Consider the following 23,432-nt stretch of genomic DNA (forward strand, 5'->3'; position numbering starts at 1 on the left):
GGTGCGGGAAGGGGTCCGGTGGATCGAAGGGCGGTCGCGGCGATCCGGAGCTTCCCCGGCGACGACGCCGCCGGCGGACGACCACAACGGTCTGACATGCCTGGCAACACCGTTCCGTCCGGGGCGATATGGGGCCCGCGTCACGTCCGTCGGCGCGGGCCCTCGCCGTGCGGCGGGCATCTGGCAGACGGCATGGTCGTTTGAACAGCGGTGCCGGAGACGAGGCCGCTGTTCCAGCCGAGCCCGAGCAGGGCGAGGGCGAGGAGTGCAACAGAGTCGTCGGCCCAGCGCGGAACAGCCGTGCCGACTGCCACAGCGTGGCCCCGGTAGTCCAGCGGCGGAGGTCCTGAAAGCAACCTTCGCCGGAACGCCGGTCGAGGCCTTTGCCCTGCGGGTCGCCGAACTCGTCGCACGCTGTGGCGAAGGAGTACCCGGCATCGAGCGGTGACCGTAAGGGTGAAGCGTGCCGCGGGCCCCGGCGGCCGTGCGCCGACCGGGGCCGTCTCGCCATGGGGCGATCGGTCACGCCGCTTCGGCGCTGAGGGTTCGTGCCACGGACCGGCGGGCCGAGAGACGGGCGGGTACGGCGGTCAGTGCCGCGGTCGCCAGGAGAGGGGTGAGTGCGGCGGTCAGCAGCAACCACGTCGGCGGGTAGACCGGTCGGTCGGAGACGAGGGGCAGGAGCAGGAGGAGGGGCAGGCCGGCGATCACGCCGATCAGCGTGGGCAGAAGCTGTGCGAGGGACAGTCCCGCGGTGATCTGCCCGGGAGTGGCGCCGAGGGCGCGGGCGACGGCCATGGCGGGCCGGGCTTCCAGGGCCGTGGTCCAGGTGATCGTGACGGTGTTCACCAGAGCGAGGGCGATCATCATGGCGGTGATGACCAGCAGGACGTGCTGTCCGTGGACCATCCGCAGATCGGTCAAGGTGGAGGCGCCGAGGTCGTAGCCCTCGATGTGATCGGCGCGGACCAGGAGCAGGAAGGTGATCCCGGTCTGCGTGGTCGCCGTGCTGCACGTGTGCAGCATCGCGCGGCCGGGCCGACGGGCGATGAGACGGAGCCCGAGCAGGAGCGGGGTCGGCAGCAGCGCGGACACTGCGGTGAGACGGGGCCGGTGCCGGGGCCGGTGGGCGGTGTCGGCGAGCGCGGCGACGGTTTCGGTGCGCAGGGCGCGCAGGGTCGGCGCGAGGGTGGTGAGGGCCGCCGCGGCCAGGGCGAGGAGGGTCGTGCCGGCGATGACGGTGCCGGTGGGGCCGGTGCCGGTGGTGATCAGGCCGCCGCCGGGATTGGTGACGGCGTGCCCGGCCAGTCGTGCGGCCGTGAGCCCCAGGACGTCGGCGAGCAGGGCCAGGGTCAGGTATTCGCTGAACAGGACGGTGGCTATGAGGCCGGGTGTGGCGCCGACGGCCTTGAGCAGCCCGACCCTGCGGGTCTGTGCGGCGGCGCGTCCCGCGGCGAGTGTGGTCACACCGGCGATGGCCACGAAGCCGAGCATGCCGCTGCCCATGACCAGGATCGGCTGGAGGCCGCTCAGCATGAGCGAGTCGTGGCGGGCGAGGTGCTGCCAGGTGAAGAAGTTCACCGGGGCGCCGGGGTCGTGGTGGGAGTCCGCGAACGCCTGGGCGGTGTCGGGGTCGCGCAGCTTCAGGTAAAGCAGGGAGGTCACCGGAAGGCGCGCGGAGACCAACGGCCGGGTGTCGGGCTCGTTCAGCCAGACCAGACCGCTGTGATCGGTCGGTCCGCTGCCCGGGGCACTCATCGTCGCCCATGGATAGACGGGACCGGCCGCGGTCACGGCGGTCCCGACGACCGGCAGGGAACGGCCGGCGACAGTGACGCGGTCGCCGACGTGGACACCCAGAGCGTCGGCGAAGCCGCGTTCGACGATGACGCCACCGGAACGTACCCAACTGCCCGACGTCACCAGAGGCCGGTCGATCGGACCCGGTGTCGCATCGGCGCCCTGCACCACGGTGCGCACCTCGGCACCGTGCGCGGTGAGCGTGGTGAGGAACCGTCGGTAGGGCCTGCTGTGGGCGACGACACCGGAAGCCCGCTCCAGGGACTCCAGCGCCGGGGCGGCGGGGTCGCCGCCCTCCACGACCGCGACCAGGTCCGGCCCGGCCGTCACCTCTCGCGTGTGCCGGTAGAGCGAGTCGGTCGCTTGGGACAGTGACCCGCCCAGGCTCAGCACGGCGGTGGCGACGGTCAACGACAGGAGGAACAGGGCGGCTTGGGCGGGATGCCGCCGCAGGTCGCCCAGAACGAGGCGGACGACCGCCAGGATTCGGCCCACGACGTTCAGTCCTCCATCCCGATCAGTTCGCCGAGACCTTCGGCACGGCCCGTCAGCGGGGTGTCGTCGACGAACCTTCCATCGCTCATCGAGATCAGCCGGTCCGCGCTCGCCGCGACACGCTCGTCATGAGTGACGACCACGAGGGTCTGCCCCGCGGTCCGGAGGTCCGCGAAGAGGCGCAGCACATCGAGTGTCGCCGCGGTGTCCAGGTTCCCGGTCGGCTCGTCCGCCAGCAGGATCAACGGCTCGTTGGCCAGCGCGCGGGCTATGGCCACCCGCTGGCGCTGTCCCCCGGACAGCTCCCAAGGCAGATGGCGGGCCCGGTCGGCGAGCCCGACCTGTTCCAGCAGGAGGGCCGCGCGGCGCCTGGCCGCACGCGGAGAGCATCCCGCCAGGAGGGCAGGGAGTTCCACGTTCTCCGCCGCCGACAACTCCTCCACCAGATGGAACGCCTGGAAGACGAACCCCACCGTCCGGCTGCGCAGCCGGGCCGACGTCCGCTCACCAGCGGTGTCCAGACGTCGGCCGGCCAGCCACACCTCACCACGGGTAGGGCGCTCGAGACCGCCGAGCAGGTGCAGCAGAGTGGACTTGCCGCAGCCGCTGGGGCCCGTCACCGCCAGGGTCTGGCCCGCTGGTACCTCCAGGTCGATGCCGTCGACCGCGCGCACCAGGCTCTGTCCGTGACCGTGCTCCTTGCACAAGCCTCTGACCCGCAGCACATCGTTGAACTCGCTCATTCGTCCTCGGATTCGTTCTCGACATTCGCCCAGAGCCGTTCGCAGGCTTCCAGCCAGCGCAGATCCGCCTGCAGCCGCAGCGCGACCCCTTCCAGCAGCAGGCCGGTGACCGAACCGTCCGGCTCGGCCACCACGGCGCGCTGCACTTCGTGCAGGCGCTGCCGCACATCGCGGCGTTGCGCGGCCACCAGCTCCGCCGGATCGGCCAGCCCTGTATCGCTCGCCGCGGCGAGTTTGAGGTGGAACTCCACCAGATCGGGCTTCGGCCACTTGCGCGCGGCCAGCCAGCCCGCCACTCGCTCCCGTCCGGCATCCGTCAGGGCGTACACCTTGCGGTCCGGCCGGGTCGGCAGCCCGTCCACCCGCTCGTGGACGACCAGTCCCGCCTTCTCCAGCCGCCCCAACGTCACGTAGACCTGACCCGCGTTCATCGACTCCCCAAGCGGCCCGAGCACCCGTCGCAGCCGCGAGCCGATGTCATAGCCATGGGCCGGCTCCTTCACGAGCATCGCCAGAATCGCGTCCTGCATCCCCACCCCCCTAACGGCTAGCCAATAGATAACGGTTATCTGATCAACTCGTCAAACGAGAGCACCACTTACCCCGGTATCAGCCACTGCGGAAGGACGGCCCGAGGATCAGAGGTGCGCTGCCACGCTTCCGCGCCGGAGGACGGCACCCGTCGAAGTCGTGGCGCGGGTCGGCGCGGTGGTCCCGATCGGTTCGAAGACCCGAAGGGTGCGGTGGGCTGCCAGGTCCGCCTTCAGCGGGCGAAGCAGCCGATGGCTTTGTCCACATGCGGCCACGATCCGGTCCCAGCGCCGGACGTTCAGCCTCCGGAACTCCACCACTCGCTGGTGGGGCCGGGTGACCTGATTCTGGTTGAGCGGGTGGAACTCCACGCGGGTGCCGCGGCCGTCCCGGTCGAGGCGGGCGATCAGACAGCGGGCGACGTTCTCCCGACGTACGGCGCGTATGCCTGCTCGATCCCGGCGAGGCCGGCGCGGGAGGGCCGGCGGGTGCCGACGAGCCAGGCCCGGATGGTTCGAGGTGTGGCGGTCAGGCCGGCCTCACGGGCAGCGGCGCGGGCGTGCTCGGTGCGGGTGAGGTGTGGTGCGGGCGGGCCAGCAGACCGCACCGGACCGTGACCGGGGTGGCGACGCACCCGGCAAGGGCGTCCAGCTGGCGAGCGACGGCTTCGTGGCCCTTGATGCCGCGCACGCCGAACTTGCCAAAGTCGAGATTGCGTTCGGACACCTGCGGGACTGGGGGGCTGGGCGGCAGGGACGGTCGGAGCGATCCGTGAGCGAACCGGTGCTGCGCTCCGGTGTCCGGTGCCGCGCGCCGTCCGCGCTGTCTCCCTGTGATCTGCCCGCGCCGGCCCCGCCCGGCACTCGAGCGCGGAAGCCCCGCCGACGCGCCCCAGGAGCTCAAGTCGCCCGGTTCCCCGGCGGCGCGCCCACCGCGTCCCGTCCGCTCCCCTTCGCTTTCCTTCTTGTGTTGTTGGGCGGGCTCGGGGGGTGTGCAGAGGGGGATGTCTGGGTCTCGGTCACGCCCGAGCAGCGTGGTGACCTGCGGAGGCTCCGTCAGGTGTCGGGAGAGGGTCGACAGTTGTCGGTGGGGTTGCCGGAGGGGCTGGCTGCGTGGCTGGGGGCGGGGTTGTCGGATCGTGCCCGTGGTGGGGTGGTCTTGGTGGGGATTGTGGTCTGGGCCGGCTGCTGCCGTGGCCGTACGGGGTGCCGGAGGGACCGGCGCCTCGTACGGTACGGGGTCACATCGACCGCCGGGACCAGCCGCCTCTCCGCCGTCCAGGGAAGTGGCAAGCCTGCCGACGCCCTGCGCAACCGGGACACATCAAGATGCCCAGGGTCCGAACCGTCGTACAACGCCCCATGCACACGTCGATGCTCAGACGCCATTTCACTTGGCCAGTCGGCGGTGGCGTATGAGGGCAGCAGCGACGGCGGTGAAGGCGTCGGCCCCCGGACAGCCACGGCACGGTCCGCTCCACGACCCAGCGATGTCGGTCCAGGCGCCGGGACGACTCGACGCCCTTGCGGGCGAGACGGTGCCGGATGCCGCGGGAAGCGAGCCATCGCCGCAGGTGACGACAGTCGTAGCCCTTGTCGCCATGCAGCTTGCCGGGCCGTCGACGTCGCGGGTCGCGACGCGAACGAATGGGCGGAGTACCGCAGACCAGCGGGATGAGGGCCTGGCTGTCGTGGAGGTTGGCGGCGGAGATGCCGACCGACAGGGGCAGGCCCTGGAGATCCACGATGAGGTGGACTTTCGACCCCTTCTCCCCGCGGCCGGTCGAATTCGGTCCTGTCAGGTGCCCCCTTTGAGGGCCCGGACGGTGACGGGGTCGATCGCGCACCGTGACCGGTCCAGCTCGCCCCGGGCGCCGAGTTCGTCCAGGACCAGGCGGTGGAGCTTCGCCCACACCCTGGCCTCGGTCCACTCGGTGAACCGCCGAAAGGCGGTGACCCCCGACAGCCCGAAGCCCGGCAGGAGTTGGTTCCAGGCGCAGCCCGAGGGGGCCACGAGGATGATCGCGGCCAGCACCTCGCGGTCCCCTCACCGGCGGTGCCCGCCACCTTGCGGGCGAACCGGTGCGGGCGGCACCACCCGCTGGAACAACGCCCATAACTCTTCGGGCGCCATCCGCTCGACAAGCGCGGCAGTCATCACCCCGGACCCCCGCAAGATCAGGCCGACTGAAATGATGTCTCACTGGTGAAGACACGGTGTTCTGACCGTGCGCTATTCGATGACTCTGACCCTTGCCTGTGTCTGAACCCACGGCCTTCCAGGCAAGCTCGTGTACGGGCGTTTGAAGACGGCTGCCGGGACGCATCCTTCTGCCATTGCGGCGAGCGTCGGCAGGAAGTGGTGGGGGGATGGCCAGGTCGTCCAGAGAACGGAGGGTCCTGCCCGGACACCCCATACGCGAGGAGATACCCCCCGGGCCGCGCCGCGTCGGCCGGTCATGGGCGACGGGCCTCGCCATCGTCTGCGCCAGCGTGGTGCTGGTCGCCTTCGTCACCGTGGTGGCACCTCGCTACCTGCTGAGCTGGGACGCTCCCTCGACACCCGCCGCAGAGCGGGCGAAGGCGGTCAACGACATCCGCACCACGCTGTTGCAGGGCCTGGCGGGCGTGGCTCTGCTGATCGGCGCGTACTTCACCTGGCGGCAGCTGGATGTCAGTCGCCAGGGGCAGATCACCCAGCGCTTCACGGCAGCCGTGGAGCAACTGGGCAGTACCAGTCCGGAGGTACGGATCGGCGCGGTCTATGCCCTCGAACGCATCGCCCATGACTCGCCGGACGACCGCGGGCCGATCGCGGAGGTGCTGTGCTCCTTCGTGAAGCGCACCGGACCGGCAGTTCCCGTCAGCGAGCGGCCGGCACCCCGTGACCAGGCGCACAAAGGCGAACTGGCACGTACCCACGGCGGGGAAGAACCGCTGTCCGTGCGGTTTCCCGACCGGCAGGCGGCAATGACGGTGCTTGGCCGCCGGGCACCGGCGCCGCGCCATCAGGAACTGCCTCTGGACCGGATCGACCTCCGACGGGCGCGGCTGGCCTTCGCCGACCTGGCCGACGCCGACCTGCACTACAGCGACCTCTCCGACGCACGCCTGACCGGTGCGGACCTGGGACGTGCGGATCTGACCGGCATCTGGCTGGCCGGCGCCGTGCTCAGCAACGCCGGCCTGCACCAGGCCGACCTGCGCACTGCAATCTTGTGGCATGCCCGGCTCGATGGGGCGGACCTGAGTGCGACGGACCTGACCGGCGCCGATCTGACGGGTGCGGTGGTCACAGGCGCGCGGTTCGAACTGGCCGATCTGCGCGGCGCCGACCTGACGGGTACCGACCCGGCCATGGCCGGCCTGACAGGCGCAGTGTGTGACGCCACAACGATCTGGCCGGCAGGATTCGACGCCGCAGCCGCCGGCGTCGTCACGGCCCCGGACGACGCGCCACCGCTGCGCCCGCAGTCGTCCCACGACCTGCCCCGGTGAGAACCGCGAGGCGGACAGGCGCGGAGTGGGGACGGCGAGGGAGGTCGGGTGGGCGTCAGGTCCGGGTGTGGTGCTCGATGTCCTCGTGGAAGTCGTGCAGGGCCTGCTCGGTGAGGGTGGGACGGGTTTCGGCGATCGCTGCGAGGAGAAGGAGATCGGGATCGCGCTGAAGGACCTGGAGTGCGGCAAGGAATTCCGGGCCGCGTACTTCCGCAAACTCGCCGAGCACTTCGACGTGCACCTGATGCTGCGGCCGTTGGGCCTTTGCCGGGCCGCACCGGAAAGGGCGAGGAAGGGCGTGCTGCCGTCGAAGGGGGCGACAGCACTTCCGGATGCCCGTCCGGCGAGGATCGGAGACGGGGCGGCAGCGCCGGCGGCGGTCCCCGGACTGCTCAGCGTACGCGGATACCGGCGCGGAAGACTGCCTGTACGTCGAGGACGGCTGCGGGGTCGTACGCGGGGTTGCCGTCGATGACCAGGATGTCGGCGTCGGCGCCGGCCGCGATCCGGCCCTTACGGCCCTCCACACGGCACAGTCGGGCCGCCGTGCTGGTCATGGACATCAGCGCGTCCAGCGGCGCGACGCCCAGCCGGGCCAGGTCGGCCACGCCGTGGGGCAGGACGTTGTGCGGCTTCCAGGGCCCGGTACCGGCGTCCGATCCGATGACCACGTGGGCGCCGTGCTTGTGCAGGCTGCTGTGGGAGTCCAGGATCGCGTCGACATGTGCGGCCATGTCTTGCGCGGTCATGCCCTTGGGCGGCGTGAAGACTTCGCCGGGGGCCATGCCGAGCGTCAGGCTGACGAAGGTTCCGTTCCTCGCGATGGTGTCGATGAGGTCGGGGTCGGAGGCGACTCCGTCAGCGGTGAGGAAGGAGACGTGCTCCAGGCTGTCGACGCCCGCTTCGACGGCGTCCCGGATGGCCTGGACGCCATGGGCGTGGGCAGCCACCGGCAGCCCGAGTCGGTGCGCTTCGTCCACGACGACACGCAGGTCTTCCAGGCTGTACTGCGACGCGTGCGCCGGCACGGAGTCGGGTGTCATGTGGCCGCCGCTGGCCATGATCTTGATGACGGCGCAGCCCCGGGTGTGACGCTCGCGGACGGCGGCACGCAGCGCCTCGGCGCCCTCGACCTCGCCGCCGAGGAAGTGGCAGTGGCCGCCCGGGGTGGTCAGCGGAGGGCCGGCGGGAAGGATCTCCGGACCCTGCTCCGGATGCTGGGCCATCTCTTCCACGAGGGCCAGTGAGAGGTAGCGGCGGTCGCCGAGGTCGCGCACGGTGGTGATGCCGGCCAGCAGGGCGGACCGGGCCGCGGCCCGCATGTGGGCCAGGAGGTCGCTGTCGGAAGTGGCGGCCAAGGAGGTGACGGGGTCGGGGCCGGCGTCGAAGGCAAGGTGGACGTGGGTGTCGATGAGGCCGGGCAGCAGGCAGGCCGAGGGACCGAGGTCGATGACCTCGGTGCCGTCGGCGGGCAACGCGCCGGTGCGGTCCACGCGCAGGATGCGGTCGCCCGAGACGTGCACGGTGGCGGGGCCCGAGAGGCTGAATCCGTCGAACATCGAACCGGCGTGTATGGCAAAAGAGTTCATGGTCGCTCCGATCGGAAAGGGGTGTGTCATGCGGTGGCCCGCCCCGAGATCTGGTCTGTTCGGGGCGGGCGCGGAAGAGGGGTGCTCGGCTTGGGCTGGTCGGCTTCTGCCGAGCGGCGGGGCGTCCGGCGCCGTCAGCGGTGCGGCAGCACGCGGTGTACGCCGCCCGGGGCGGCACGGCGTCGAGCGCACCACCGTCGGGGCCCGGGGGCAGGGCGGTCGGCGTCGGGATTCACTGCTCTCGGCATCCGCGGAGCACCCTGTGGCCTTCCGGGTCAGTGCGCCGGGCCGCGGGCGGCGAGGTGCTGCAGACGGGCCGCCGTGCCGTTACGGCGGGCGCGCCACAGCCCGTACTTGGCCAACAGGCCGTTCGAGACCGTCAGAAGAGTCCGGTACGGCGGCGCGGCCAGCCCCTTGGACGTGTGGGGGGCGTAGCGGGCGCCCTCATCGGTGACGGTCAGCCAGCCGGTGAGTGTGCGCATGCCCAGCCCGACGCACTGGGGTCGGAAGGCATGGGCGAGAAACCCTGCTCTTCGCCCGCCCGGCGGCAACAGCCCTGGGGGCACGTCGAGGTGCAGGCCGGTGTCGTCGTGCCCGGAGACTGCCACCGGGACGATGACCGGAAAGCCGTCCGCACCACGGTAGGCGAGCAGCCGGTGCGGCAGCCCACTGATCTGCCGTGCGAGTGCGGCGACGTCGACACGTGGGCCCGTGCCGTTCTTCGGCGGTCTCTGTCCGGTCGGCACCCCCGGCCAGGCGGCGCCTGTGACCGTCATCGGGCCGCGGGCCGCCTGATCGGGCCAGACGGTGACCCGCTCGACCCCGACGTCGACGAAGACGCGCTCCTGGTGGTACTCGCGCAGCAGCCAGTCCCAGATCGGCCCGCGCCTGGTTTCCCCGAGGAACGCCTCCGTGGCCCGCATCAGTTCGGTCAGTCGCTGCGGTGCCGGACGCAGGTCCACCGAGGCGGTGCCCTGCGCCAGGACGTACGAGTTGCTCTCGGCGAAGCCGTGCTCGCGCGTGTGGTAGGCGAGGGAGACGTGCGGGTCGCGCAGGATGCGTTCGAGTTTCTTCGGGAAACCGAGCGAGGTGGTGAAGCCGACCAGGCCCGCCTCCCGGTCTGCCAGGCCCACCGGTGAGACGGGGGTGACCACGGCACCACCGGCCGGGGTGGGATAGGCGGCCGCGACGGTGAGATCGCCCCTGATCACGGCGTCCGCCGCGGCCGGCCAGCTGACGGGCGTGATGGTCACGAGCCTGCCCCGCGGAGGATCCGGAGATCGTCCGTTGCCTGCAGACGCATGGCGGGGAGAAGCGGGTGCAGCGTCTCCGGCAGGCCGGCGAGCATCAGCTCGACCTCCGCCGGGGTACCGACTTCGTCGAGGAGCCCGATCATCAGGTGCCCGGCCACGGGCGGCGTGGTCGCGATCACCCGCTGCGCGAAGTCCTGCCACCCGGCGGGGCTGATGTGGTCGCGGAGCGCGGGGAGAAGGAGCGGCTCCTCGTGGGCCAGGTGGTCGTGGACCGTGTCGCGTACCGCTGCGGCCGCATCCCGCAGCGCAGCCCGGACCCCGTCCTCCGCGCCGTCCGCCCGACCGGCTCCACCCTCGCCCTCGCCCACGGCGACCGCGGCCAGCAGGTCGAGCGCGGTGTCCAGTCGCTCGTGCTCCTCGCTCAGCGTTTCGAGCGCGGGCGCCGTGGCGGGCGCCGCCGCGACGATCCGCGGCCACAGGTCGTTGTCCTCGGTCTCGTGGTGATGGCGCAGGTTCACCACGAGGAAGTCCCGCAGCTGTGCCAGGGCGCCCAGCGGCACCGAGGGACGGACGGCGGCCTCGGCCAGCAGGGTGGTGGCCACCCGGTGGACCTCGTGGACAAGCCGGGTCTCGACGATCGCCACAGATTCATTAGAGGTTCCTATATTCATAAATAGAAAATATTCATTAGTGGAGTCTATTGTCAATAGTCACTCCTTGTGCAGGAGGTAGGATGCGCGGGTGACCATCCGGAAGTACCACTCGCCCCGCCGCGCCGATGCGGCCGCCGCGACGCGGGAGGCCGTCCTGAGCAGTGCGCACGCGCTGTTCCTGGCCCGCGGGTATGCCGAGGTCACCATCGGGCAGATCGCGGAGGCGGCGAAGGTCGCCGTGCCGACCGTGTACAGCAGCGTCGGGAACAAGCCGGGCATCCTCACTGCCCTGCTGGAGCCGGCCCTCACCGATCCGGACGTCGCAGACGTCCTTGCCGCCGTCGAGGCCAGCGACGACCCGCGCACCGTGATAGAGCTGACCGCCGAGGGCACCCGGCACACCCACGAACGCCACTGGGAACTCGTGTACGGGTTGTTCTACCGAAACCCGCCAGGAGAACCCGCCGTCACAGCGGTCCTGGACCGGGGGGCCGACGACTACGTCCAGGCCCTCAACCGCGTGACCGACCGCCTCGTGGCGCTCGACGCGCTCCGTGCCGACGTTTCTCGCGCGGAGGCCGTCGACATCCTCTGGTTCCACCTCGGCCCGCACGCCTGGATGACACTCGTCGGCGAACGCGCCTGGCCGTTCGACCGCGCCCAGGCCTGGATCGCCCGCTCCGCCCAGCAGGCGCTGCTGAAGGACCACTAGGTTTCGACGCACCGCCCGGACAGCGGCCTTGGTGCGCGGGCGCCGGAATTCCTCGCCGGGTGCGTACAGGTGTCCTTCGTCCGGACGAACAGGGTCAGGCCGCAGGAGCAGTCCTCGTCGAGGCCGCCGCAGAAACTGCGGGTGCGACAAGTCCGGTTGTCCGCGACCGGCGGCATCGCGCCTCGGCCTGAGCCGGTGGCCGCACTTCGCGCCGGTGGCACCCCGACGCCTGACGTCGCCGGCGGCTCCTCGCCGAAGCCGCCGCCGCTGAGACGTCGTCATGCGGCCGTGGAGACAACGATCCGCGGCCGGACCGTCAACTGTTGATCAAGCCGGCCAACGTCGCACGCAGCACGTCCAGTTCCGGTTCGGGACCTCCTGCGCGAGGTGCACGATCTCCTTTCGCCGCCCACCGGCGCCCGGTCCCGGACGGGTACCTGCTCCATCAGATCCTCCGCCTCGGCGCGGCGGCTGCCCTTCAACGCTCACGGCTTCCAGACGCCTTGCGGCGGTCGTTGCCCCAGGCGATCGCGCATGCTCCCAGGTAGAGCAGGCTGATCGGGGCGGCGAGCAGCAGCATGCTGAGCGGGTCGGTGCTGGGGGTCGCGAGTGCGGCGAAGACGGCGATGCCCATGAGCATGGCGCGCCACCAGCCGATCATCCGGCGCGCGGTGATGACGCCGCCGAGATTGAGCAGGACGAGGAGGACGGGGAGTTCGAAGGAGAGGCCGAAGACGACGACCATGCGGGTGGCCAGGTCGAGGAAGTCGTCGACGGGCAGCACGTTGGTGGCCGTGTCGGGAGTGAAGGAGATCAGCACCCGTGTCGTGGTGGGCAGGCTCCAGTACGCCACGGCGGCGCCGGCCAGGAACAGAGGGATACCGGCTCCGAGGAAGGCCAGGGTGTACTTCCTCTCGTTGCGGTGCAGCCCCGGCACGAGGAAGGCCCACAGCTGGTACAGCCAGACCGGGCTCGCGGTGACGACTCCTGCGGTGATCGCCACCTTCAGGGCGAGGGTGAAGGGCGAGAGCAGGCCGTTGAGGGCGATCAGGCCGCAGCGCTCCCCGTCGGGGGCCTCGGCCAGTCGGCCGGGGGCGCAGCCGGGCAGGGGGTCGATGAGGAATGCGATGAGTTGCTTGTAGAAGAGGGATGCGACGACCGTGACGAGCAGGATCGCCCCGACCGCCTTGATCAGACGGTTTCGCAGTTCTCGAAGATGTTCCGCGAGGGGCATGCGCGCAGGTTCGTGCAGAGTGTGAGTGGGCATGGGCGGTCCCGCTCCCTTCATGTGCGGCGCCGGCCGCACATGTGTGTGTCCGTGGATGTGGCGCTTCAGCGCCGGTACGGGATTTCCGGTTCCTCGGCCGTCTTCGGGGCCGCATGAGGGCCATCGGACACGGGCTGAGGAGCGGGAGCTGCAAAGTGCCCGCCGGTGTGGGGCCGGTCCTCGTCGTCCCCTCGCATCGCCTTGGTCTCGCTCTTGAGGATCCGCAGCGACTGCCCGAAGGAACGCGCCATGTCGGGGAGGCGCTTGGCGCCGAAGAGGAGCAGGAGGACGACGAGGGTGAGGAGGATCTCGGGTGCTCCGAGCCTGCCGAACATAAGTGTTTCCTTTCGCAGGGGCTGATGCGCGGGAGCGGCGCTCCCGTGTGGTTGTCCGACTGCCCGCGGATGCGGAAGCCGGCATGCCGGGTCGACCGGTATGCGGTGGTTCCCTCAGGGCCGGTGCTCGGCGGCTGTGGAGATCGGGTCGGCCCGGACAGGCTTTCCGGTGTTCTTCGAGGTCCGGGCCGGGGCACTGCCGACCGGCTCGCCTTGGAAGTCGGCGTCGGCAGCAGGTTCGGCCGGGTTCAGGTCCTCGGCACCGAGCAGGTTCCTGGCCACAAGGGTCATGGGGTTGAGGTCCTCGAGTGCCAGGTCCGCCAGTTCGGGCGGGAGTTCACTTCGAATGCTCGCCTGGGCGCTCCGGGAGAGCTCCCGGACCTTGCGCAGCGTACGCGCGATGTCGGACACCATCTTGGGGAGCTTGTCGGGCCCGACGAGGACGACGGCCAGCACCATCAGTGTGGCGACTTCCAGCGGACCGATGTCGAACAACATCCTTGACTCCGGACTGGGTTGGGCGGGGAGCACGGCGCTCCTGGGCGGGCGGCGGAGCGTGTCACGTCCGACGTCCGGCCCCAGCGGCCGCCCGCAGGGGAAGCCGGCCGCACCGCGGCGTGCGGGCTGTCTCGGCTGCCCCTCCGGGTGCAATGACGCCGTGTGCGGTGTTCACCGGGGTCCCGCCCGCCGGGGCATCCGGCGGGCGGGACAGCCGCGGTCGAGGGCTCCTGGTCGGGCTCAGCGACGTGCGGCGGAAGCCCGGTACGGGGCCAGGAACCCGGTCAGCGCCGCCAGCATCTCCCGGGGAGCCTGCTCGGCGACCCAGTGGCCGGCGCCGGGGACGACCACGCTCCGCACGTCCTGCGCGATGGGCTTCATCGCATTCCCCACCGCTCCGCCCCAGCTCTCCGCGCCGCCGATCGCCAGGACGGGCATCGTCAGCTTCTGCTGCGACCGCTTCACGTTCTGTGCGACTGTGGCGTCCCAGGCACGGTAGAACCCGAAGCTGCCCCGCAGGGTTTCGGGGTCGGAGTAGAGACGGAAGTAGTACTCCCGCACATACTCGGGCTGCCGCTTCCCGCCCTGGATGTCGAACTCGTAGCCGAAGAAGATCTCTTCCCGGCCCCTGACGAGCTGCTCGGTCAGCTCGTGGTCGACCCGGTTGAACGGGATGTGCCAGAGCCTGTTATTGTTCGCCTCGTCGATGAACAAGGGCGGCGAGACGCCCGCTCCCGGAGGCCCGGGAACCTCGGCGAGGGCCACGCGGTCGACCCGGTCCGGGTGGTCCGCGGCCAGCGCGTAACTGATGATCATTCCGGTGTCGTGGCCGGCCACGGCGAACCGCTCGTGGCCGAGCGCGTCCATCAGCGCGACCAGGTCGCCGGCGAGGGTACGGGTGTCGTACCCCTCCCCGGGCTTGTCGGTCAGCCCGATCCCCCGCTGATCGACGGCGATGACGGTGTAGTCCCGCGCCAGAGCCGGCATCAGCATCCGCCACGCGTACCAGTTCTGCGGCCAGCCGTGCACCAGCAGCAGCGGCGGACCGTCGCCCCCGATCACCACGTGCTGACGCAGCCCGCCAGCCCGGACGAACCGACTCGAGAACGTCCGCCCGAACCCCGCAGGAAGCCCCGGAGCCGTGCCGACCGAACCGAAACCCTCCGGCCGCCGCCTCCAGGCGGACGCAACCGCCGGCGTCGCCCCGCCGACCAGCGAGACACCGGCAACGGCAGCAGCCGAAGCCGCCGCACCACCGACGAACACCCGCCGCGAGAACCCCTGCCGGGCAGCGCGCGACACCGACTGCGAGCCGGAACCCTCCCGAGCCGGCGGCTCCATGGAAGACATGGTCATGAAAATTTCCTTTCACAATGAACCTCGAGCACGGAGCACAGCCCCGAAGACCCGACATTCAGAAGCATGTGCGCTCGGCTCCAGGCACCCACCCGGACGGCCTTTGGCCAAGGACCGAGCGGCTCCGGCCGCTCTCCGGGCCGGTCGCAGCCCGGACAGCGGTGCGGGTCACCGGCGTGCCGGCGGCTGGAGAACCGCGCTGCGCGACCTCTGGCCGACGCCGACTCCAACAGGTACGAGAGCCGAGAGCCGCCGCATGCACCCGGCGCAGACTCCCACCCGGGCGGCCGAGGCAGCGGTCGGCCGGTTCCCGGCCGGGTCAGACGGCAGTGGCGTCGATGGTGACGGGGATGTTGCCGCGGACGGCCTTCGAGTAGGGGCAGAGCTGGTGGGCCGCGTCGGCGAGCTCGGTGGCCTGGTCCTGGTCCACGCCGCCGATTTCAAGCTTGAGGACGGCGGCGAGGGAGTATTCGCCGTTGTCGTGCTTCAGGGTGATCTCGGCGTTGATCTCGGTGCTGGTCAGCTTGACCTTGCGGTCCGCGGCGGCACGACGAACGGCACCGAGAAAGCAGGCGGCCCAGCCGGCGGCGAAGAGCTGCTCGGGGTTGGTGGCGGTGCCGGCCCCACCGAGCTCCTTGGGCAGGGACAAGGTGGTCTCCAGCAGGCCGTCGTCGGACATGGCGCGACCCCCGTTGCGGCCCTCGCCGGTGACGTTGACAACTGCGGTGTAGCTGTTCGGCATTGCAGAATCCTCTTCCGGAATCGGAACGTTATGGGTCGCGCACATCGCGAGACCTTCCTGACGGGCGGGCCGCTTCGCGCCACGCACCCGGGGTGTCGGCCGGCCACAAGGCCATTGCCACCGGCAGGAGCGGTGACGGGGGGTGCCCGCCGACACATAGGAGCATATGCGCATATATGTGTCACGGCAAGGCGACCTGGGACACATCCACCCTCACCTGCCTGGCGCGACGAACGGCAAAGGCCCGGCCCGGCCGGTCTCCGCGCAGCGCCTGGCGGTCGTCGAGCCATCGCCCCCCTACAGGAGGCCGCTCGGCCGCATCGGCCGGCCTGCCCCCATCACGATGACGAGCATGTGCTCGCTCTTGCGAAAGGGGCCAGTCCGGGCATTCGAGACCTCGGGCGGCCCGCGAGCCAGACCACCGGCCGGATCGACGCAGAGCTCCTCGACCGGGATGCGCTGCGCGATACGTGATACCGCCGTCCGGCAGAGCCCCCCGGCCTCTCCTTGTCCGTCGCAGGTGCCGACTGCACCACCCGGTCTCCGACGGCGGCACCTGCCTGGACTGCGCGCCGGGTTCGACTCCTGAAGAACCGCCAGGTCCTGACGCACCGGTCGGGCAGGCCCGGTTGTCCATGAGCCGCCGGACAAGGCCCACACCCGGCTGCGCCACCCCGTCGATCGCGGGACGGCCCCTCGATGGCCGACACACCGTCCGCCACGTACGCTGCAGCCCGAGCCACCCCACGTCAGCCGCGAAGGCGGGTCCCGCCTGGGGCGCCAGCGCCGAAAGGGTTCGTTGTCGGTGTCGGCCCGGGGCTGTCGAGGAGCACGGCGCGGTCAGCGGGTCGATTCCAGTGACGCAGTTTGTCCGGGTTGAGTACGGCCGAGACCTGCACCACGCGGTGATCGGTGATGTCGAGGCTGATGACCGCGGCCACCTGGTGGTCGTAGCGCACCACGAGGCCGGTCCGGCCGTTGACGGACTGGGGGGTCAGCGTGGTGTGCGGATCTCGGGCCAGCAGTGTCAGCAGGCTGCGCGCGACCTGCTTGCTGCCGCGCACCGGTCCGACCAACGCTCGGACCTTGCCGCCGCCGTCGAAGAACGCCGCGGCATCGGAGCGCAGCAAGGACTCCAGCAGTCCGGCGTCCTGCACCGCACAAGCCTCCCAAACAGCACGGGCGACCGCGTCGTGCTCATCCGGCCTCGTGGGACGAGACCGCCGCGCCCGAACCCGGCGACGCTCGTGACCGGCGAGTTCAATGCGCTCCGGCTCCGTACCGCTCGCGATGCCGGTGACCGGACGGGGCACCGCCCCGAAGACATCTTCGAGCACGAACACCGCCCGCTCCGCGGGCGACAGGGCTTCCGGAGCGTTCAGCAGAACCTGACCGATCCGCTCCTCCGGTGTGGCGCCGGCATGCTTCACCCCCGCTCGCGCCCCGTGGGTACCCGCCGCATCGGGGCCTACCTCCTGATCACGCTCGGACAGAGCCGGCCGGGCCAGACAGATACCACCGGCGGTCTTCACCAGCCAGGAACGAGGCTCCGCAATACGTGCGCGCACCGTATCGGGCAGTCCGTACCACCGACGGTAGACCTCATCAACGACGCTCTCCGCCTCAATGCTGCCGCCCAACCACGAGCAGGCGACATCCAGGAGGTGTCGCCGCTCGTCAAGCAGCTCCGCGATCGGCACCACGTCACCGGCACGGCCCATATGGCGTCCTCCTTCTCGTACGGCGCCGCGGCAACGCGGTCGCACACATCAACGCTGGTGTGACTCCCGCGTGGCAGCCCCATCGACTCGGATGTCAGCGCGGCAGGCCTGCCGCGCGGGTCTTCACCACAGGACATGGGGGCGAACAGGTGAACTGCCGCCATGCGCCTGCCCCTGGCACAGCGACGTCTCCTTCACGTCGGCTCCGCCCTTGTTGCCGTCAGGGAGACGAGGTGGCCCACGTCGGTGTGACGACCGTTCCGGGTTCGGCGCAGGGCGCTGAACCTTGATCGAGCCGACCGCCGCGGGCACCTGGCTCATCCGCGAACCCACTGGGACCCCGTATAGGGATCTTTCTGCTGCAATCCCGGGGGGAACTCACCGTCAAAGCTGTTCTCGGGCCCGACCGCGCCGCCGTCGACGCCGGACTCACCCATCCCGCCGGACCGGGGCCGCCGCACACGCGCTCAGACACGCGGCGTGTGCGCCAAGTTGACGTCGGTCGCCTCCGCCTCGGACGACGCGTCGCACGGGTGTGGCAGCTCAGACGTGCGCGATCTTCTCCGGGTTGAGGACCCTGCGGTACGCAGTGATCAGGCCGCCCTCGATCTGCACGGTGTCGACGGAGTCGACACGGCCCTCCCGGCGGAACGACAGGGCCGGCTCGCCGCCGACCTCGACGATGTCGATGCGGTCCGGGCTCCAGCGGCGTCCCACCCGCACCATCACCTCGGCGATACGCGTACCGCCGTGAATGGGCTTGCGCGCCGCGGCGATCCTGCCGCCACCATCGGTGATGTAGACGGCCTCCGGATGCAGGAGCCGGACCAGGCCGGCCAGGTCCCCGGCCTCGTACGCGGCGCGGAATGCGGCGACCACGCGCTCTCGCTCCGCCCGGGGCACCTGCGGCGCGGAGTGCCGCGCCTTGGCCACCTTCCGTCGCGCCCGGGAGGCGAGCTGGCGGGCAGCAGGTGCTGAGGCATCCAGCACCTCGGCGATCCGGCCGAACTCGAGACCGAAGACGTCGTGGAGGACGAAGGCCACCCGCTCAGAAGGGCTCAGTTCCTCCATGATCAGGAGCATCGCCGAACCCACGGACTCGTCGACGAGTACCGCCTCCGACGCATCCGGCCCCGTCAGCAACGGTTCCGGCAACCACGGCCCCACATAGGTCTCTCTGCGGGCGCGCGCGGACTTGAGGATGTCGTACGAGCGTCGCGCGGCTACCGTGACCAGCCAGGCCCGAAGATCACCGATGTCCCGCAGATCCGCGCCTGCCGCCCGCAGCCATACGTCCTGGGCCACGTCCTCGGCATCGGCCACGCTTCCGAGCAACCGGTACGCGACGCCGAAGACGGCCGGCCGGTGCATCTCCCACTCGGCCTCGAGCACCCCGGACGACCCGGGCATACGCGCCTCACTCATGAAGATGCAACCTCCTTCATCCGTCACCGCAGATCCGCGCGCGTCGACTGCCACGCGTTCGATGGTCCCCCAGCCCTCCCGTGCGAGCGGTTCGAGGTCGGATGCCACCGCCTGCGGCCCCGGCGGTCATGCCGGCAGGACTGTGATTGTCATGACTCCGCGGGGAGGAGCTGCCGCAGGATGCCGAACTGTGTACCCGCAGGCCGATCGGACGCACGATCCCGCTTGTAGGCCGCGCTGAGATGCCGGGGCGTTTTGCTGTACCGCCAGGCTGCCGCAGGCGCCCTCGGGCTCCTTCGGCGCAGGTGTCCTCATCGGATGCTCCAAAGCCCTAACCAGGATAGGAGTATATGCGCGCATTGCGCAAGGGGGGCCCGCCGGCGCGGCAGCGAGCGGCGACCCGGCGGCGGGTGATGCGACGCCTCGGGCCCGGGCGCGGTCCACAGCGGACTCGGCCGCCCCGGCCGACCGCCTGCCGCGAGCAGCACTGCCTGCCGCAGGTGCGTCACACGCCCTGCTCGCCGGCGGCGAGCAGGTCCGCGCCGCGATGCAGCCCCGGCGGGTGCTGCGCGGTCAACTCCACCGGCCGGTTCGATACCGACCAGCAGGTGCGGATCACCGAGGGCACCGGCGGTTCCATCGCCACCGCCGTCGACTCCGAAGGCCGCCACATCCCTTAGGGCACGGTGAAGAGGACCTTGTCCTCGTCCGCGGCGGGGTCCGCCTGCTTGAGCCTGGCCCTGATGCTGGATCCGAGCTGGAGATCCAGGCCGTTGGTCGAGACGACCTTGGCCAGCACGGCGGGGTCGGCCAGGAACACTTTGCCCTCGCGCGGCCTGCCCCGCTCCGCGTCGGTGTCGATGACCGCGGCGTCGAACACCTCGCCCACGCGGCCCTTGAGCACCGCGGCCTCGGCCAGGTCCACGGTCTGCCGGTCCGCCAGGCCGCCCTTCCCCCGTGCCGTGTCGCACGGGATGCAGGACAGGGCGTCGAGCACCCAGTTCGGCGGGGCCTTGTCCGCGCACGCCATCACGCACAGCTCACCGGTGTACCGGTCGACCAGGCGCCGCAGCGGAGCCGTGCAATGGGCGTACGGGGCCGCGATCGCTGCGTGCATCGTGTACGCCGGCTTCTGGTTGTCGCGGAAGACGGTGTACTCCGCCTTGAGCATCGTGCTCGTGGCCTCGGTGAGGAAGGCCATGTGCTGCTGGTTCCGGGGATCGAGCTTGCGGACCAGCGTGGCGTACGAGATGCCGGGCCGCCAGGCGATGCCAAGGGCCTTCGCGATGTCGTGCAGGCGCTTGATCACGTTCTGATCGGCCTGCTCCTTCTGGGTCCGCAGGATGCCGGTACCCGTGTCGAGCATGATCTGGGCCGCGGACATCCCGGTCATGAGGGAGATCTGCTCGTTCCAGCCCTCGACCGGCAGCGTCGCCACGTAGCGCAGCCGGAACGATCCGTCCTCGAGGGTGACCTCCTGGTCCGGCAGATTCACCGAGATGCCGCCGCGCGCGATTTCGACGGCCTCCCGTAGCTCGCCGATCTCGCGCAGCAAGGCGAGGGACTCCTCCGCCGTGCCGTTCTCGATGGCCTGCTGGGCGCCGGCGTAGTCGAGCTGGGCCCGACTTCGGATCACGGCCCGGCTCACGGACGAGTCGGTCAGATTGCCGTGGGCGTCGAGGTCGTGCTGCCACAACAGGGCGGGGCGGTCCTCGTTCGGCAGCAGGCTGGCCGCGCCCTCGGAGAGGACGGGCGGGTGCAGGGGCACCTTGAGGTCGGGGAAGTACAGCGTTTCGATCCTGTCGTGCGCCTCGATGTCCACAGGGCTGCCCGCCCTGACGAAGGCCGCCACGTCCGCAATGGCGTAGTACACGCGGTAGCCGCCACCGGGCCGCCGTTCCAGGTGCATGGCCTGGTCGAGGTCCTTCGAGGTCGGCGGATCGATCGTGAAGAACGGCAGGTGGGTGGCGTCCTTGTCGGGCAAGCGCGCATCACCCGCGGCCTTGTCGGCCGCTTTGAGTACGCGCTTGGGGAAGCTCAGGGGGACCTTCAGCTCCGCGCGGAGTTCCTCCAGCGCGGTGCGCAGAGCGTCCTGGGCCTCGGCAGACATGTGCATCGGGCGGCGTCGCATGCCCCGAGCGTAGGGCGGCGGTCACGAACCGGCGCGACGAGCGGGGCCGGGCGGCGAAGGGGACCGGGGCGACGGCGGCCACGCGGGGAGGGGACATCGCCGGAGGGCGCGCGACGACAGCTACGGCACCTCGCCGCGTTGTCGGATCGCCCGAATACGCCCAGTACGAGGACGACCCTCCGCCTTGCGATGCACCGCATCTGACGCCGCGCGCTGATCCACCGGGGATTACGGGACAGCCCATGGCCTGCATGCGCGCTCTCGGAGCTCTTACAGCCGACCGGAGCCGGTCGACCCTCATCTGGAGACCTCACCCGTCACACTTGAGCGGGCCACCTCGTCTACCCGTCGAGAACGAGAAGCAGGACAACGAAGGAGCTTCCCTGTCGTTTCGGGGAGCCACCACAGCAGTCAGCCACCGCGCACCCCGTGCGGTGTCGTCGAGAGGCCTGCCGGAAACGGCCTCCTATCCATGCTGCGGTCGCGTGCCTGGACAACCGGTCCACTGCTGAACGCAATGCGTTCGACAGCGGGTCCCGCAGGTCTGGCATCGGAAGTCCGACGAAGTCCCTCCCGCACAGCGGTGCAGGTCTACCGCAGGGAACTCGTTACCGAAGTGGAGCCAGGGACGCACACCGTAAATACCAGTGGTCCCGCAACCTGTAAGGAATGACGATGGCTGCGAATCAGCGCGTCAACATTGGCAAGCAGCACCCGGCCAGCTACAAGGCTCTCATCGACTTGTCGGTGGCGGTGGCGGATGCCACCGCGTCATCGGGCCTTGACCCTCTCCTGGTCGAACTGCTGAAGGTCCGTACCTCTCAGATCAACGGCTGCGCGTTCTGCCTCAAGATGCACACCCGTGACGCACTCAAGAAGGGCGAGAATCCCGACCGGATCGCCGTCCTGCCCGCCTGGGAAGAGACTGACTACTTCTCCGAGACCGAGCGCGCCGCCCTGCGTCTGACCGAGGCGATTGCCCAGGTGTCACAGGGGCATGTGAGCAATGCGTCCTACGAGGCGGCCGCCGTCGCGCTCACCGATGACCAGATCTCTGCCGTGGCCTGGTTGGCCACACTGATGAACGCGTTCAACCGCGTCGCGATCACCAGCCGGTACACCGTCGACAGCGACTGAGGCGTCTGCACGGCCGGTGGCCGGCCGGCTCTGGCCGGCCACCGGTTCCGTCGACGCCAGATGCCGGCACGCCGGCCCGAACCACGCCGACCTGCGCGACGAAGAGCCCGGACAGCATGCCCACGCTGCCGCACATTGAGAACTCCATCCGGCCCGGCGGGTCCTCCGCATCGCGCCGTCCCATGGCACCGCGATCTGGCTGCCGCACCGCTCCCCCATCTCACTGGCGACGTATCTGCTGCCGGCAACGAGAATCCTCTGCGCGCGCCGCAGTGGCTTCCGAACTCGAACAGGCCGACGTCGTCCTGATCGCCGCCCCGATGCACAACCTCTCGATTCCCAGTACGTTCAAGGCCTGGATCGACCAGGTGATGGTCCCGGGCCGCATCATCGGCGGGCAGCCGTCCGCCCCCGGTCGTGGTCGTCTCCAGCCGGGGCAGCGCTCACCCGCCGGGCAGGCCCCGTGATGGCGCACCACAGCCGGATCGTCTCGCGAGAGACGATCCTCCCGGCCTCGGGCATCGACGTCTCCACCTCGCGGTACGACATCAAAGGCCATCCCCCCGCCGGCCGACGCGGCAGGACCACCCGCTCGGCAGCGACAAGGCCTGATGAGGAGCAGTCCGATGCCGTCCGGGCGGGGAACAGTGACGAGGTGCGCTGCGACCAGCGCCCGGGTGGATCCCGCACACCGGTGGGCGGCTGGGGTCGAACACTGTGTCGCCGTCCTCGAGCACGACCGCGGCATCGCCATCGGGTACGACAAGACCGCGACCTCCTACGAAGCCGTGGTCTCGCTCGCCTCACGCCTGATCCGGGCGGGATCAGCTTGAGGACGGTCCCTGGTGGTGGTCCTTCAGCAGCGTGCGGCAGGCGGAGTGGGCGGTCCAGCTTTCGGCGCGGTCGAACGGCCAGGCCCGGTCGCCGACGAGTGTCATCCAGGCGTCCGGACCGAAGTGGAACCAGAGGATGTCGACGGCCTCCGCGCGAGAAACGTCGGCGCGGAGCGCGTCGAGCGCCACGAGGCGGTCGGCGACACGGCTCAGGGTCTGGATGTAGTCGTCGGCCCCCCGGTCCAGGACCGCTTTGACGGCGGGTTCTCCTGGCGGGTTTCGGTAGAGGAGCCCGTACACGAGTTCCCAGTGGCGTTCATGGATGAGCCGGGTGCCCTCGGCGGTCAGCTGGATCACGGTGCACGGGTCGTCGCTGGCCTCGACGGCGGCGAGGGCGTCGGCGAAGGCCGGATCGGCAAGGACCGGCTCCAGCAGGGCAGTGAGGATGCCCGGCTTGTTCCCGACGCTGCTGTACACGGTCGGCACGGCGACCTTCGCCGCCTCCGCGATCTGCCCGATGGTGACCTCGGCATACCCGCGGGCCAGGAACAGCGCGTGCGCACTGCTCAGGACGGCCTCCCGCGTCGCGGCGGCCGCATCGGCGCGGCGGGGCGAGCTGTACTTCCGGGTGGCCATCGGCACAGCATACCCCCTGAAATAATGCCCCTTATTGACGATAGAGGCATTCAATGAATATAGTCTCCTCCATGGATG

Annotated in this window: 22 protein-coding genes and 2 pseudogenes; 5 read left to right on the plus strand and 19 right to left on the minus strand. The window is 70.5% G+C overall.

The annotated features are described in order from the left end of the window. Nucleotides 1–522: 522 nt before the first annotated feature. From ACZ60B_RS15605 to ACZ60B_RS15625, 5 genes and pseudogenes are all read right to left on the minus strand, one after another. Nucleotides 523–2,295, minus strand: coding sequence for an ABC transporter permease (locus ACZ60B_RS15605; RefSeq protein WP_469387154.1), 1,773 nt, complete (start codon nucleotides 2,293–2,295; stop codon nucleotides 523–525). 5 nt (nucleotides 2,296–2,300) lie between these two features. Further along, nucleotides 2,301–3,038, minus strand: a complete 738-nt coding sequence (locus ACZ60B_RS15610) for an ABC transporter ATP-binding protein (RefSeq protein ID WP_469387156.1) — start codon at nucleotides 3,036–3,038, stop codon at nucleotides 2,301–2,303. Then, nucleotides 3,035–3,568: a PadR family transcriptional regulator gene (locus tag ACZ60B_RS15615; RefSeq protein WP_469387158.1), complete on the minus strand. Its 534-nt coding sequence runs from the start codon at nucleotides 3,566–3,568 to the stop codon at nucleotides 3,035–3,037. Before ACZ60B_RS15615 ends, ACZ60B_RS15610 begins: the two co-directional genes overlap by 4 nt. Nucleotides 3,569–3,835: 267 nt before the next feature. Further along, a pseudogene (locus ACZ60B_RS15620) lies at nucleotides 3,836–4,295 on the minus strand (transcriptional regulator); the annotation flags it as partial. Between the two features lie 703 nt (nucleotides 4,296–4,998). Continuing rightward, a pseudogene (locus ACZ60B_RS15625) lies at nucleotides 4,999–5,726 on the minus strand (IS5 family transposase); the annotation flags it as partial. A gap of 335 nt (nucleotides 5,727–6,061) precedes the next feature. Here ACZ60B_RS15625 and ACZ60B_RS15630 point away from each other — a divergent pair. Further along, complete coding sequence (locus ACZ60B_RS15630) at nucleotides 6,062–7,066, plus strand: pentapeptide repeat-containing protein (protein ID WP_469387160.1); 1,005 nt, start codon at nucleotides 6,062–6,064, stop codon at nucleotides 7,064–7,066. Between the two features lie 55 nt (nucleotides 7,067–7,121). Here ACZ60B_RS15630 and ACZ60B_RS15635 read toward each other — a convergent pair whose 3' ends face one another. The 4 genes from ACZ60B_RS15635 to ACZ60B_RS15650 form a co-directional block, all read right to left on the minus strand. Beyond that, complete coding sequence (locus ACZ60B_RS15635) at nucleotides 7,122–7,307, minus strand: hypothetical protein (protein ID WP_469387162.1); 186 nt, start codon at nucleotides 7,305–7,307, stop codon at nucleotides 7,122–7,124. A 151-nt stretch (nucleotides 7,308–7,458) separates the two neighbouring features. After that, the gene (locus ACZ60B_RS15640; protein WP_469387164.1) at nucleotides 7,459–8,655 is read right to left on the minus strand and encodes a metal-dependent hydrolase family protein; all 1,197 of its coding nucleotides are present in this window, start codon (nucleotides 8,653–8,655) and stop codon (nucleotides 7,459–7,461) included. 275 nt (nucleotides 8,656–8,930) lie between these two features. Then, nucleotides 8,931–9,908 (minus strand): pyridoxamine 5'-phosphate oxidase family protein, encoded by a 978-nt coding sequence (locus ACZ60B_RS15645; RefSeq protein WP_469387166.1) that lies wholly within the window; start codon nucleotides 9,906–9,908, stop codon nucleotides 8,931–8,933. After that, a complete protein-coding gene (locus ACZ60B_RS15650) occupies nucleotides 9,905–10,552 on the minus strand; it encodes a hemerythrin domain-containing protein (RefSeq protein ID WP_469387168.1) in 648 nt (215 codons plus the stop codon). The genes ACZ60B_RS15645 and ACZ60B_RS15650 overlap by 4 nt, the downstream gene beginning before the upstream one ends. 97 nt (nucleotides 10,553–10,649) lie before the next feature. On the opposite strand from ACZ60B_RS15650, the gene ACZ60B_RS15655 reads away from it, so the two are divergent. Then, a complete protein-coding gene (locus tag ACZ60B_RS15655; RefSeq protein ID WP_469387171.1) occupies nucleotides 10,650–11,273 on the plus strand; it encodes a TetR/AcrR family transcriptional regulator in 624 nt (207 codons plus the stop codon). Nucleotides 11,274–11,751: 478 nt separating this feature from the next. Here the strand turns inward: ACZ60B_RS15655 and tatC are convergent, their stop codons facing one another. The 9 genes from tatC to ACZ60B_RS15700 all read right to left on the minus strand — a co-directional run bounded on the left by tatC (nucleotide 11,752) and on the right by ACZ60B_RS15700 (nucleotide 20,748). Next, a complete protein-coding gene (tatC, locus tag ACZ60B_RS15660) occupies nucleotides 11,752–12,507 on the minus strand; it encodes a twin-arginine translocase subunit TatC (protein WP_469387173.1) in 756 nt (251 codons plus the stop codon). 98 nt (nucleotides 12,508–12,605) lie between these two features. Then, nucleotides 12,606–12,875, minus strand: a complete 270-nt coding sequence (gene tatA, locus ACZ60B_RS15665; RefSeq protein WP_469387175.1) for a Sec-independent protein translocase subunit TatA — start codon at nucleotides 12,873–12,875, stop codon at nucleotides 12,606–12,608. 114 nt (nucleotides 12,876–12,989) lie between these two features. Then, nucleotides 12,990–13,373 carry a twin-arginine translocase TatA/TatE family subunit gene (locus ACZ60B_RS15670; protein ID WP_469387177.1) on the minus strand — a complete coding sequence of 128 codons (384 nt, stop codon included), beginning with the start codon at nucleotides 13,371–13,373 and terminating at the stop codon, nucleotides 12,990–12,992. Between the two features lie 240 nt (nucleotides 13,374–13,613). After that, nucleotides 13,614–14,438, minus strand: a complete 825-nt coding sequence (locus ACZ60B_RS15675; RefSeq protein ID WP_469387179.1) for an alpha/beta fold hydrolase — start codon at nucleotides 14,436–14,438, stop codon at nucleotides 13,614–13,616. A 610-nt stretch (nucleotides 14,439–15,048) separates the two neighbouring features. Then, entirely contained in the window at nucleotides 15,049–15,471 is a 423-nt protein-coding gene (locus tag ACZ60B_RS15680; RefSeq protein WP_469387181.1) for an organic hydroperoxide resistance protein, read from the minus strand. Between the two features lie 749 nt (nucleotides 15,472–16,220). After that, nucleotides 16,221–17,192: a sigma-70 family RNA polymerase sigma factor family protein gene (locus tag ACZ60B_RS15685; RefSeq protein WP_469387183.1), complete on the minus strand. Its 972-nt coding sequence runs from the start codon at nucleotides 17,190–17,192 to the stop codon at nucleotides 16,221–16,223. A gap of 543 nt (nucleotides 17,193–17,735) precedes the next feature. Further along, nucleotides 17,736–18,617: an RNA polymerase sigma factor SigJ gene (gene sigJ / locus ACZ60B_RS15690; protein ID WP_469387186.1), complete on the minus strand. Its 882-nt coding sequence runs from the start codon at nucleotides 18,615–18,617 to the stop codon at nucleotides 17,736–17,738. Nucleotides 18,618–19,122: 505 nt separating this feature from the next. Next, on the minus strand, nucleotides 19,123–19,263 hold the full coding sequence (locus ACZ60B_RS15695; RefSeq protein WP_469387187.1) for a hypothetical protein: 141 nt from the start codon (nucleotides 19,261–19,263) through the stop codon (nucleotides 19,123–19,125). Nucleotides 19,264–19,293: 30 nt separating this feature from the next. After that, nucleotides 19,294–20,748 carry an RNB domain-containing ribonuclease gene (locus ACZ60B_RS15700; RefSeq protein ID WP_469387189.1) on the minus strand — a complete coding sequence of 485 codons (1,455 nt, stop codon included), beginning with the start codon at nucleotides 20,746–20,748 and terminating at the stop codon, nucleotides 19,294–19,296. A gap of 675 nt (nucleotides 20,749–21,423) precedes the next feature. Between ACZ60B_RS15700 and ACZ60B_RS15705 the strand changes: the two genes are divergently transcribed. From ACZ60B_RS15705 to ACZ60B_RS15715, 3 genes are all read left to right on the plus strand, one after another. After that, nucleotides 21,424–21,885 carry a carboxymuconolactone decarboxylase family protein gene (locus tag ACZ60B_RS15705; RefSeq protein ID WP_469387191.1) on the plus strand — a complete coding sequence of 154 codons (462 nt, stop codon included), beginning with the start codon at nucleotides 21,424–21,426 and terminating at the stop codon, nucleotides 21,883–21,885. A 272-nt stretch (nucleotides 21,886–22,157) separates the two neighbouring features. Continuing rightward, the gene (locus ACZ60B_RS15710) at nucleotides 22,158–22,352 is read left to right on the plus strand and encodes an NAD(P)H-dependent oxidoreductase (protein ID WP_469387193.1); all 195 of its coding nucleotides are present in this window, start codon (nucleotides 22,158–22,160) and stop codon (nucleotides 22,350–22,352) included. Nucleotides 22,353–22,562: 210 nt separating this feature from the next. Then, nucleotides 22,563–22,718, plus strand: coding sequence for a hypothetical protein (locus ACZ60B_RS15715; RefSeq protein WP_469387195.1), 156 nt, complete (start codon nucleotides 22,563–22,565; stop codon nucleotides 22,716–22,718). On the opposite strand, the gene ACZ60B_RS15720 is transcribed toward ACZ60B_RS15715, so the two are convergent. Beyond that, a complete protein-coding gene (locus ACZ60B_RS15720; protein ID WP_469387197.1) occupies nucleotides 22,710–23,354 on the minus strand; it encodes a TetR/AcrR family transcriptional regulator in 645 nt (214 codons plus the stop codon). The genes ACZ60B_RS15715 and ACZ60B_RS15720 overlap by 9 nt on opposite strands. Nucleotides 23,355–23,432: the final 78 nt, after the last annotated feature.

The sequence above is a fragment of the Streptomyces sp. NPDC104096 genome (assembly GCF_055584385.1).